Here is a 10,872-nt window from a genome sequence, read left to right as displayed (position 1 = left end):
CCCCCCCGCCCGCCGAGAACGAGCAGCCGGCCGTTACCACCGAACCACTCCTCCTCGGTTGCGACGCCGAGGACCTGCGTCGCCTCGGCGTCGCAGACGCCCTCATCGACCTTGCCCTCACCGTCACCGCCGAAGAAGAACTCGACCAACTCATCGCCGGCGCACCGCGCCTGACCGCCGAGGTCCTCACCGGGCTCGGCTCCGGCATGACCGTCGACGAGGTCGAACGCGAAATCACCCAGCCCGCTTCCACCGAGCTCGAACCGGGCTTCGAGAACGACATGAGCGCGGCTCTCACCCGGACCGCGGTCACCACGGTCGACGACGACATCCGCAACGTCCTGGCCGAGGGCGACTTCCGCGCGTGGAAGGTCTACCTCCATCCCACCCAACGCAAGATCGTCGAACGCAACTACAGCAAGCCCGCCCGGGTCAGCGGCGGACCCGGCACCGGCAAGACCATCATTGCCCTGCACCGCGTCGCCCGCCTCGCGGCCGCCCTGCCCCCCGGCCACGGCAAGCCGATCCTGCTGACCACCTATACCAAGAACCTCACCGCTGACCTGCGTTCCCGGCTCACCTCACTCGTCGACCCGGCACTGCTGAGCCGCATCGACATCAAGCACATCGACCAGCTCGCCCAAGGGGTCCTCACCGAGAACACCGCCCCCGGCGCGCAGCGCAGCCTGATCAGCGACGACCGGGCCCTGGACATCCTGCGCGAGGTTCTCTTCGAACACGACGAACAGCGCTGGGACGCCGAGTTCCTCTTCGACGAATGGGAACAGATCGTCCTCGGCCAATCCCTGGCCACCCGCCAGGACTACTTCAAGGTCCGTCGCGCCGGTATGGGCCGCGCCCTCAACCGGCCCGAACGCGCGGCCATCTGGAAGCTGCTCGACCAGTTCACCCTGCGCCTCAACGGACTGGGTCGCGAGACCTGGGCCCAAGCCGCCGAACGCGCGGCCCGCTACGAGATGGAGCGCGCCCGCAAGATCCGGACCCGGGCCGAACACAAGGAGGCCATCGGCGGCGGGGACCTGATCCATTTCGATGACAACAGCTCCGCCATGCGCTACCTCCGTCACCGGTACCGGCACATCGTCGTCGACGAGGCCCAGGACCTCAGCCCGGCCCACTGGAAGATGCTGCGCGCCATGGTTGCGCCCGGCCCGAATGACCTGTTCATCGCCGGCGATACCCACCAGCGGATCTACGACCGGCAGGTCACCCTCTCCACCGTCGGTATCAACATCCGTGGCCGTTCCTCAAAACTGACCTTGAGCTACCGCACCACCCGAGAGATCCTCCACCAGGCAGCCAAGATCGTCCACGGGACCACGTACGACGACCTTGACGACGGCACCGACACCCTCGACGGTTACCACTCGCTGCTGCACGGCCCCTCCCCCCAATACGTCGCCTGCGCCGACTGGACCGACGAGATCACCCGGCTCGCCGAGGCGCTCAAGCAGTGGCGCGCGGAGATCACCCGGCCAACCGAGGACGGCACCGTACGCGACCCCAACGGTGCCATGGCCGTCTGCGTCGCCGACGGAGACATGGCCGGCCGGGTCGCCGCCGACCTGGAGACAAAACACGGCATCACCACAGCGACCCTCACCAAGGACGGACCACAGGGCGGCGGGGAGGTTCACATCGGAACGATGCATCGTTTCAAAGGGCTCGAGTACCAGAAGATCGCGATCGTCGGGGTGTGCGACGGCATCCTCCCGCGCAACGCCCTCATCGAGAAGTACAAGACGACCGACCCCAAGCGGTATGAACGCGAACTCAAGAAGAGCCGCAACCAGCTCTTCGTCGCCATCACCCGAGCTCGCGACGCCTTGCGCATCTCCTGGCACGGCAGGCCAAGCCCGTTCCTACCGGTGTAGACCCGAACGTATGCTGCGACGCTGCGACGCTGCGACGTGCAGCCGCCCAACCCCCTCATCACCCTGGCGGAGATCTGTCTCTCTCGCTGGGAGAGCAGACCTCGGAGGGGCACGACAGCCAGGGAGCACGAGCCATCCCGGTCTCGCTCGTCCCCGGGCCTTCCCTGCCGGGGTTGAGCATCAGCCGGCCGACTGATCGGGGACCGCCCGAAGGTGGCGCTGTCCGCGGGCTCGGGGGACGAGCTGGACGACGGCTTCAGCGGCTTCGCGGGCGAGGTCGTCGAGGACGGCCTGGTAGATGTCGCGGGTGATACGGGTGTCGCTGTGACCGAGGGTTTCGGAGACGACCTTCACGTCCACGCCGGCCGCGAGCATCAGCGTCGCGGCGCCGTGGCGCAGGTCGTGGAGGCGGATGGGCGGCAGCCCGGCCTCCGCCACGAGACGCTCGAAGAGGTCGGTGACCTTGCCGGGGTGGAGCAGGGTGCCGTTCTCCTCGGTGAAGATGCGGCCGGTCTCCACCCACGCGTCACCCCACTCGGCGCGCTCCCGCTCCTGCTGCTCGCGGTGCGCCTTGAGGTCCTCGTTGGTTTCCTTGTCGAGCGCGATGACGCGGATGCCGCTGTTGGTCTTGGGGGCTCCCTCGATGACCTCCCAGCCGTCCTGGACCAGCTGCGTCGCCACGGCCAGTGAGGAGCCGGCGTAGTCGTGGTCCACCCAGCGGGGGCCGCAGCCCTCGCCGCGACGGAGCCCTCGGAAGGCGATGAGCCGCCACATCACCCTCAACCGGTGGCTCTCGGTGTGATCGAGGAAGCGCCCGGTCTGTTCCGGTGTCCAGACCATGACCGGAGAGGGCTTCTCCCCGGTCGCCTCCCAGCGGGCGATGCGCTCGTCGGTCCAGATCAACGCCTTGGGTTTGGTGCCGGGCAGCAGCTCGACGTGCTCGGCCGGGTTGAAGTTCGGCATTCGCTGCTGGGCGATCGCAACGTTCAGCGCCGCGCGCAGGGTGGCCTTGATGTGAGGTTGTGTGTTGAGGCCGGTGGGGCGGCGGAAGGGCGGCATCCGGTCGATGGCCGCCTTGAGGTGCTTCCGGCGGAGGCGGTTCTCCGCGCCCTTGAACGGGATCGACTTCAGTTCATCGACGGCCGCCCGACGCTGGGCGTTCTGTTCCGTGATCTCGATGTTCGCTTCGTTGATCGCCTCGAACATCCTGCTGATGTGGGCGACCCGGAGTTTGTCGAGCCGCAGGTGGCCCAGATGGGGCTTCAAGTGGACCCGTATGTCGACCTCATACCGCTTGACCCCGTTGGGACGCAGGCGCTTCTTCCCGGCCAGCCACTCCTCGAGCCACTCCTCGACGGTGGTCTTGGGGTCGAGTGGTTCTCCGACCCTGAAGCGTCGCCGGGTTTCGTCGTAGTCGGGCAGTGGATCTTTCTTCTTGGCGCACTCCTCCAAGAGATCGCTGATGGCGACCTGACCGGGAAGATCGTCCTTCTCCGGTATCGCCATCAGCGCACGGATCCTGCCCAGTTCCTCGGTCGCCTCCTTGGAGGTGGCGAAGCCCGAGCGGCGGAACCGGCGGCGAGTGCCGTCCCGGCGGGGCTCCAGCTCCTGGAGAACGTTCCAGGTGCCGTGCCGCCGGTTGGACAGCTTCGGGCAGCGCGCGCCGTACTCCTTCCCGGTCTCGGGATCCCGGCAGAAGCATCGACGGGTGGCGGAGCCCTTCTTCACCTGGCATCCTCCGACTCGGCAGTCCGCACCTCGTCCGGCAGGGGCGGTGGTTGCAGACCGTTTTCCCGCATCCGCTGCCGCAGAGCACGAAGTTCCCTCCGGTCCTCGGCTGCCAGCTCCTCATACGAGGCCGCCACCTCCAGCAGTGCGGCACGACGGGCCGGGTCCAGCGTCGTGGTCGCTTTCCGCCGTCGCTCCTTGGCGAGTTCGGTGGAGGCGATGGCGGTCGCGACGGCGTCGCTGTGCGCTCGGAACGTGTCCAGGAGGTGCCGGGCGCTGTTCTCGGGGGCGGGTGCCCGTAGGGGGGTCTCGCCGGTGAACCAGGCGAGGCCGTCCCAGACCGGGACTTCTCTTCCCGGCAGGACCTCGACCGTGGGGGCAGAGCCGAGTGGGAAGAGCAGGGCGACCGGGGGGACCCCGAGCACCCGGGCGAGGACCAGGAGCTCGGCGAGATCGACCGAGGCGCGACGGCCGGTCTCCAGGTTGGTGATGGTCGTCTTCTGTACGGGGGCGCCGAGGGCGGCGCAGGCGTCGGCGGTCTCCGCCACGGTGAGGCCGGCGGCCTTGCGCGCGGCACGGATCTGCTCGGCCACCCGGGCGGTGAGCTGCGCGGACCAGTCATCGGTTGTCATGGGTGCAATTCATACATCAAAAAAGTGTTGTCGCCACATCCGTGATACCTGTTCTCCGTCAGCTGAGTCCTCGGACGATCGGAGAGCACGATGGCCACTGCCGGTGAAGGCATGACCCGCGACGAGCTGCTGGCCCTGCCGGCGGCGATTGACCTCGACACCGCCAACCGCGCGCTGTCGATAGGCCGCAGTACCGGCTACGCCCTGGCCAAGCGAGGCCGGTACCCGGTCAAGGTGCTCCGGCTCGGCAACGCCTATCGCGTGATCACCGCCGACCTGCTCCGCGTCCTCGCCATTGAGCCGAGTGCGTCGGAGATCGCCGAGCCGGGGCTGTGCGCGTGAGCGGAGAGTGTTAGGCGATGGTGGTCCAGGCCCAGGGGCGGGGGCCGTGGTGGCCGCGGAGGCAGGCGAGGCGGTACCGGGCCTGATGGAGGGGGATGGTGCCCTGGTCGGCGAGTTGGAAGGCGACGGTGGTGGCGCGGAGCTCGCGAATGCTGCGGAGGGTGGGGTAGCCGCCCCAGTCGCGTACGTCGTAGCCGTAGGCGGTGCAGTACGCCTCGAAGGCTTCCCGGGGGTCGCCGGTGTGCATCATCAGGGTGGCGAGCTTGGTGCGGAGATCGCGCGGGAGCGGGCGTAGGCGTCGGAGTGGTGCAGCACGGCCTGCCGGAGGTGGCCCCCCGGGCAGCGGGGCGAGGCGCCGGAGAGCAGGGCGAGGTCGAAGATGGCGGGACCGGTGTCGCCCTGGTGTTGGGCTTAGTCGTAGTAGGCCATCCACGGGGCGTCGTGGTCGTTTCAGCAGGCAGGACAGGAAAGGCCACCCCCCCGCCACGCCTCCGCACCGCCGTACACCGCCTCATGACGGTCGACGTCAGCCCCACCAGCCCCGTCATCACCGACGGCCGTCTCACCCACCTCACGGACTGGATCACCGCCTTCCACTGGCTGGGCCGGCAGCCGGCGGACCTCAATCACCGGGGCCATCTCGTACGGGGCCTCCGAGGCGTACTGGCCCATCACGTCATCTTCCACTGGAACCGCCCGGGCCTCCCGGCGAGATCCAGCACACCCTGTCAACACTCGCGAAAGAGGTAGTCATGGGAACGAGCGACCACGCCGCGTCGCCCCACGCCGAGAGCCGGCAGCGCACTACGGTCACCGAGGTGAAGACCGACACCATCGAAACAAGCGACGCCGACCGCCTCCGCAACGAGCTTGTCGACCGCCTGATCAAGGACGGCAGTGTGCGAACGCGCAGCGTCGAGGACGCCATGCGCTCCGTCCCCCGCCACCTCTTCGTTCCCCAAGCCTCCTTGGAGCAGGCGTACGGCAACGCCCCGGTCAGCATCAAAGACGACGACAACGGCGCCTCCATCAGCTGCGCCTCGCAGCCCGACGTCGTCGGCCTCATGCTGGAACAGCTCGATGTCGAACCCGGCCAGAAGATCCTTGAACTCGGCGCCGGGACCGGCTTCAACGCAGCCCTCCTCGCTCACCTCGCCGGCCCGAACGGCCACGTCACCACCATCGATGTCGACCACGACCTCGTAGACGGCGCCCGCACCGCCCTCGCCTCCGCCGGCCTCCGCAACGTGGACGTCATCCACGGCGACGGCGCCCTCGGCTACGCCTCCAACGCCCCCTATGACCGGGTCATCGCCACCGTCGGCGCCCACGGCGTCCCCCATGCCTGGCTCGACCAGCTCGCCCCGACGGGGCGCCTGCTCACCCCCCTGCGCCTGCGCGGCAGCGTCTCCCGCTCTATCGCTTTCGCTCCGCAGCCCGACGGCATCTGGCGCAGCGTCTCCAGCCGGATGAACACCTTCATGCCCCTGCGGCGCGGCATCGCCGACGACCCCCGCACCATCGTGCCTCTCGCCCCCGACAACGCCGTCACCCTCGTCACCAACGGCGACCAGACCGTCAACGCCGAAGCCCTCACCGATGTCTTCCACCAGCCCCGCACCGAGGCATGGACCGGCGTCACCTTCCGGGGCCCGGAGTCAGCCGAATGGCTGGAGCTATGGCTGACCTGCACCCTCCCCAACGGTCTCAGCCGTATGCCCACCACCCCGCGGGCCATCGACAACGGCCTGGTCACTGCCCCCTACCCCTCCTCCACCGCGACCTTCGACGACAGCGGCACCCTCACCTACCTCACCCGTCGCCCCGCCGTCCACAAAGCCCCCGACGGCGCCACCCTCTACGAGTTCGGTGTCATCGGCCACGGCCCCCACCACCACGCCCTCATCCACCACGTCGCCGATCACATCCGCGCTTGGGACCGCGACTTCCGTAACCGCGACGTGGACTTCGAGATCCACCCCCTCATCGCTCCACACCCCGCACCGCAGCCCGGTCGCTTCTCCTTCGACAATGCCCTGAACCGCATCGTGATCACCTGGCACTGAGATGGACGCCGACCGGGTAGCCCGGCGCTTCCCCCTCGTGCCCCGCCCACGCCCGGCCTGCCCACCTTTCGCCGACCGCGTCTACGAGATCAGCGACCTCGCCCACGCCGCCCGAACCACCCCTCACCTCCTGAAGACAGCCCTCTCAACACCAGACGGTTACGTAGCCCGCGAACTGCTCACCCACCCCAACCCCTCGCTCGTGCTCGAAAACAAGGAGAAACAAGCCCTCACCACAGCCCTCCGCGCCTTCGCCCTGAACCAGGGCAGCATCCCCGAGAACCTGCAGCACGAACTCGAAGAATCGGCCGCGCTCAGCGATTCGGTCATCACCCACCACACCGCCCCCTGACTCGCCCCACGGGGTGTGACCCGGACGTGCAGGAAATAGGGTGATCGATGGTGCCGGCGCCAGTCATCGGGCATGACCCGGGCGGTGGCAGGCGCCGGTGACAGCCGGGGCGCTCGCCCGCTGCCGTATCCGCTCAGGCGTTACACGTCGCCATCGCGGTCGTCGTCCGTGATGCCCGGGTGTTGCTCGTGTGCCGGCGCGATGACGGCGCGCCCGGCCCGACCTGGCATGTTCCCTGACACCGAACCTGGATCGTTTGCCAGGGAAGTTGGACAACCACTACGTTCCTGCCATTGATCTTGGACCGATGGGGTTGGGGGCAGGGTGGGGGGCGTCCGCTCTTGCGTACGGCGATGCTGCGTTGTCGGCCTTTGAGCTGGACTTCTTCGAGTCCGGGCAGCGACGGCGTGGGCCCTTGGGGCAGGTCTGGGGTACGCGGTTCGAGGCGGCGGCACCGGTCCGCGACTTCCGGTGGACCAAGGGTGTTGAGAGCTTCGCGGGCTGGTACTACTGCGTGACGGCTCGGGACCACGTCGGCTACGAGTCGTGGCTGGAGCGGGACCGCCTGATCCTGATGGACCGCGATCCGCAGGTCGTGGGGATTGCTTCGCAGCCGTTCTGGCTGCACTGGCATGACGGCACCCGTTCACGGCGGCATGCGCCTGACTACTTCGTGCGGCTTGCCGACGGCCGCGGCCGTGTCGTTGACGTGAGGGCCGATGACCAGGTCGACGAGGCAGCCGCGGAGTCGTTCACGGCCACGCGGCATGCCTGTGAGGCGGCGGGGTGGGAGTTCGTCCGGGTCGAGGTGCCGGATCCGGTGTTCATGGCAAATGTGCGGTGGCTGGCGCGCTACCGGCGGCGCCGGTGTCTGCGGTGGCCTGTCGCAGCACGGCTGCTGGATGTGTTCGAGGAGCCCGTGCCCTTGCTGGCCGGAGTGGTGGAGGTGGGCGACCGGCTGGAGGTGCTGCCGGCGCTCTTTCACCTGGTGTGGTCCGGCGTCCTGGCCGCTGACCTGCGCGGAGAACTGCTGCACGACGACAGCCTGGTCTGGAAGGAGCGGGTTCGGTGAACGGGATGCGCAGGCCGGCGGGGATCGGGGTCGGGGCCTGGGTCCGCTTCGGCGGGCAGGTCCGGACGGTCACGGCGGTGACCACGACCACGGTGAAGCTGACTGAGACGGACGGGCCGGTGGTGGTCGTCGAGCTGGACGCGCTGTTGAAGGACGAGGACTTCGCAGTCGTCGACATCCCCGTGCGCCAGCCGCTGCCGGCGGCCTCGTTTCTGGAGACGTTCCCGAAGGCGGTGATGGAGAAGGCCCTGTGGTGGGAGGGGCACATCCTAGAGGTCCTGCACGGGCTGCCGCCGACCGCCGAGCCGGGGACACGCCCGCGGCCCGGCAGCGGGCCAAGGCCGCCGAGCTGACCGCCGCTGGCCACAAAGTGGCTGCTCAGACGGTCGCGAACTACCGGCGTCGCTACCAGGCCGACGGGGTCGTCGGGCTCGCGGACCACCGTCCTGTCCACAAGAAGCGCGAGTTCGGCTCCGTGGATGACGCCGTGGTCGCGGCCATGCGGCAGGCCATCGCCGAGGCGACGGACGCCTCGACCCGCCGGGGAACGTTCCTGCTCTGGCGGACCGGCGAGATCCTCAAGGAGACATCAGCCGGCCAGGCGGTCAAGCTGCCGTCCGAGCGGACCCTCTACCGGCTGCTGGACAAACTCACTCGGAACACGCACACCTTCGGCTCGGCCACGACCCGCAGGTCACGGGCTCACGGAGCCAGTGGCGAGTTCGGCGAGCTGTCGGTGTTCGCGCCGGGCGAGGTCATGCAGATCGACTCCACCCCGCTCGACGTCTTGGTTCTCCTGGACAACGGAGTGGTGGGCAAGGTGGAGCTCACGGCCATGATCGATGTCGCGACGAGGTCGCTGACCGCGGCGGTGCTGCGGCCCACGACGAAGTCGGTCGACGCCAGCGTGCTGCTGGCTCGCACCGTCACCCCGGAGCCGATGCGCCCGGGATGGGTGGACGGGCTGAGGATGTCCCGGTCGGTGCTGCCGCACCGGCGTCTGCTGACGCTGGACGAGCGCCTCGAGCACGCTGCGGCCCGGCCTGTGATCGTCCCCGAGACGATCGTCTGCGACCACGGCAAGGTCTTCATCTCGCGGAACTTCAAGTCCGCCTGCCGCTTCCTGGAGATCGAGTTCCTGCCCACCCACAAGGGCTCGCCCTTCGAGAAGGGGCATATCGAGCGGATGCTCGGCTCGGTGGCCTCGCTGTTCGCCCAGTTCCTGCCCACCTACACCGGCCGCAGCCCCGAACACCGAGGCCGGAACCTGGACCAGGGGCGAGCATGGTCCCTGCTAGAGCTCCAGGACCTGCTCGACGAGTGGATCGTCGCGAAGTGGCAGAACCGGCCGCACGACGGGCTGCGTGACCCGGCCCACCCGGGCCGGCTGTTCACGCCGAACGAGAAGTACGCCGCCCTCGTCGAAGCCTGCGGCTACGTCCCGGTCGCCCTGGGCGGTGACGACTACATCGAGCTGCTGCCCGCCGAGTGGCGGGTCGTCAACGATTACGGCATCAAGATCAAGAACCGCACCTACAACAGCGCTGACCTCGGCCCGATGCGGCGCCAGCACTCCGGCGTCACAGCGAAACGGGGCCTTTGGGAGGTCCACCGCGACCCCTACGACGTCTCCCGGATCTGGGTACGCAACCACCGTGGCCGGGGCGAGTGGGTGCCGGCGTTCTGGAAGCACCTGAACCGCGTCCCGGTGCCCTTCGGCGAGCTGGCCTGGGACCACGAGGCCCGCAAGCTGCCCGGCGCCACCGAGGCCGAGATCGCCGACGCGGTCGCCGCCCTGCTGACCCGGGCCCATGCCGGGCCTGAGCAGGCGCAGAAGGCCAAGACCTCGAAGAAGGACCGCCGGGTCGCGGCCCGCACCAGGGCCGCCCGCCCCTCGACGCCGCTGCCGCCACCCGCACCGGCCCCGGAGCCTGAACCTGTCAGCGAGGCCGTCGGCGATGAGCCCGCCGAGGCGGAGGAGCCGCTGGCCGACGTGATCCCCCTGGGTCTGTTTGATCCCCGCGAGAACCCCTGGAAGCGCACATGACGACGCCGCAGACCATGGCCGCCGACGCAGAGCGGCACCTGAGCACGCGGGCGGGCTGGCACGAGTTCACACAGGAACCGCCCGCGCCACCGGTCCTGCTGTCCGCGGACGAGTACGCGGCGCTGGACGACGCGGACCGCGAACGCTACGACGAAGCACGTCTGGACTATCACGCACGCCTGCGAGTGGTGGCTACCTCCACGGTCCGCCATACCGTCACCAGCGGACGCCGGCTCGTCCTGCTGAACCGTCACGCCATCAGCGCCCGCCGCGGATTGATCGTGTCCGGTCCGGCCGGCACCGGGAAGACCATCGCGATCACGCAGCTCGGACTCGCCCACGAGCTGCAGGACCGATCCCGTCACCCGACCTCGCCCGACCGGATCCCGGTCCTCTACGTCACCGTCCCGCCGGCCGCCACACCCCGCATGATCGCAGCCGAGTTCGCGCGCTTCCTGGGCCTGCCCACGACCCGCCAGTTCAACATCACCGACATCATCGAGTCCGTCGTCGGCGTCTGCACCAAGGCCCGCACCGGCCTGATCCTGGTCGACGAACTCCACAACATCTCGCTCACGACCCGGCACGGCGCCGAGGTCGCCGACACGCTCAAGTACTTCTCCGAACGCATCCCGGCCACGTTCGTCTACGCCGGTATCGACATCGAGCACAGCACCCTGCTCTCCGGCACCCGCGGCGCCCAGATCGCCGGGCGCTTCACCCTCATCCCCTCCCACC

General features: G+C 69.0%; 11 protein-coding genes and 1 pseudogene. 9 read left to right on the top strand and 3 right to left on the bottom strand.

The features are described 5' to 3' along the window. Positions 1-1,895: UvrD-helicase domain-containing protein (locus FOE67_RS06885; RefSeq protein WP_182661525.1), on the top strand; the 1,895-nt coding region annotated here is incomplete at its 5' end. Positions 1,896-2,075: 180 nt separating this feature from the next. Here FOE67_RS06885 and FOE67_RS06880 read toward each other — a convergent pair. Beyond that, positions 2,076-3,623, bottom strand: a complete 1,548-nt coding sequence (locus FOE67_RS06880) for a tyrosine-type recombinase/integrase (protein ID WP_182661522.1) — start codon at positions 3,621-3,623, stop codon at positions 2,076-2,078. Beyond that, a complete protein-coding gene (locus FOE67_RS06875) occupies positions 3,620-4,255 on the bottom strand; it encodes a helix-turn-helix domain-containing protein (protein WP_182661519.1) in 636 nt (211 codons plus the stop codon). The genes FOE67_RS06880 and FOE67_RS06875 overlap by 4 nt, the downstream gene beginning before the upstream one ends. A gap of 90 nt (positions 4,256-4,345) precedes the next feature. Here FOE67_RS06875 and FOE67_RS06870 point away from each other — a divergent pair, with 90 nt between their 5' ends. Beyond that, on the top strand, positions 4,346-4,597 hold the full coding sequence (locus tag FOE67_RS06870; RefSeq protein ID WP_182661517.1) for an integrase: 252 nt from the start codon (positions 4,346-4,348) through the stop codon (positions 4,595-4,597). 10 nt (positions 4,598-4,607) lie between these two features. On the opposite strand, the gene FOE67_RS06865 is transcribed toward FOE67_RS06870, so the two are convergent. After that, positions 4,608-4,847 (bottom strand): hypothetical protein, encoded by a 240-nt coding sequence (locus FOE67_RS06865; protein ID WP_182661515.1) that lies wholly within the window; start codon positions 4,845-4,847, stop codon positions 4,608-4,610. Positions 4,848-5,349: 502 nt separating this feature from the next. On the opposite strand from FOE67_RS06865, the gene fxlM reads away from it, so the two are divergent. The 7 genes and pseudogenes from fxlM to FOE67_RS06840 form a co-directional block, all read left to right on the top strand. Next, on the top strand, positions 5,350-6,663 hold the full coding sequence (fxlM, locus tag FOE67_RS06860) for a methyltransferase, FxLD system (RefSeq protein WP_228473630.1): 1,314 nt from the start codon (positions 5,350-5,352) through the stop codon (positions 6,661-6,663). Positions 6,664-6,700: 37 nt separating this feature from the next. After that, positions 6,701-7,015 carry a hypothetical protein gene (locus FOE67_RS06855; RefSeq protein ID WP_182661513.1) on the top strand — a complete coding sequence of 105 codons (315 nt, stop codon included), beginning with the start codon at positions 6,701-6,703 and terminating at the stop codon, positions 7,013-7,015. A gap of 131 nt (positions 7,016-7,146) precedes the next feature. Further along, positions 7,147-7,251, top strand: a pseudogene (locus FOE67_RS29000) (NUDIX hydrolase); the annotation flags it as partial. A gap of 71 nt (positions 7,252-7,322) precedes the next feature. Beyond that, positions 7,323-8,087, top strand: coding sequence for a TnsA-like heteromeric transposase endonuclease subunit (locus FOE67_RS06850; RefSeq protein ID WP_182661527.1), 765 nt, complete (start codon positions 7,323-7,325; stop codon positions 8,085-8,087). Next, positions 8,084-8,440 (top strand): hypothetical protein, encoded by a 357-nt coding sequence (locus tag FOE67_RS28995; RefSeq protein ID WP_228473629.1) that lies wholly within the window; start codon positions 8,084-8,086, stop codon positions 8,438-8,440. Before FOE67_RS06850 ends, FOE67_RS28995 begins: the two co-directional genes overlap by 4 nt. Before the next feature lie 17 nt (positions 8,441-8,457). Next, positions 8,458-10,134 carry a Mu transposase C-terminal domain-containing protein gene (locus FOE67_RS06845; RefSeq protein ID WP_323384389.1) on the top strand — a complete coding sequence of 559 codons (1,677 nt, stop codon included), beginning with the start codon at positions 8,458-8,460 and terminating at the stop codon, positions 10,132-10,134. Then, positions 10,131-10,872: ATP-binding protein (locus FOE67_RS06840; protein ID WP_182661511.1), on the top strand; the 742-nt coding region annotated here is incomplete at its 3' end. The genes FOE67_RS06845 and FOE67_RS06840, both read left to right, overlap by 4 nt.

Source organism: Streptomyces calidiresistens, assembly GCF_014141525.1.
Classification (GTDB): Bacteria; Actinomycetota; Actinomycetes; order Streptomycetales; family Streptomycetaceae; genus Streptomyces; species Streptomyces calidiresistens.
The sequence above is the reverse complement of the archived record's forward strand: the minus strand, read 5'-3'. Positions and strand labels throughout refer to the sequence as shown.

What these genes read in the sequence shown, in the direction of transcription:
- FOE67_RS06875 (WP_182661519.1), bottom strand. Translation starts at nt 4,255, where the DNA reads ATGACAACCGATGACTGGTCCGCGCAGCTCACCGCCCGGGTGGCCGAG.
- FOE67_RS06870 (WP_182661517.1), top strand. Translation starts at nt 4,346, where the DNA reads ATGGCCACTGCCGGTGAAGGCATGACCCGCGACGAGCTGCTGGCCCTG.
- FOE67_RS06865 (WP_182661515.1), bottom strand. Translation starts at nt 4,847, where the DNA reads ATGATGCACACCGGCGACCCCCGGGAAGCCTTCGAGGCGTACTGCACC.
- fxlM (WP_228473630.1), top strand. Translation starts at nt 5,350, where the DNA reads ATGGGAACGAGCGACCACGCCGCGTCGCCCCACGCCGAGAGCCGGCAG.
- FOE67_RS06850 (WP_182661527.1), top strand. Translation starts at nt 7,323, where the DNA reads ATGGGGTTGGGGGCAGGGTGGGGGGCGTCCGCTCTTGCGTACGGCGAT.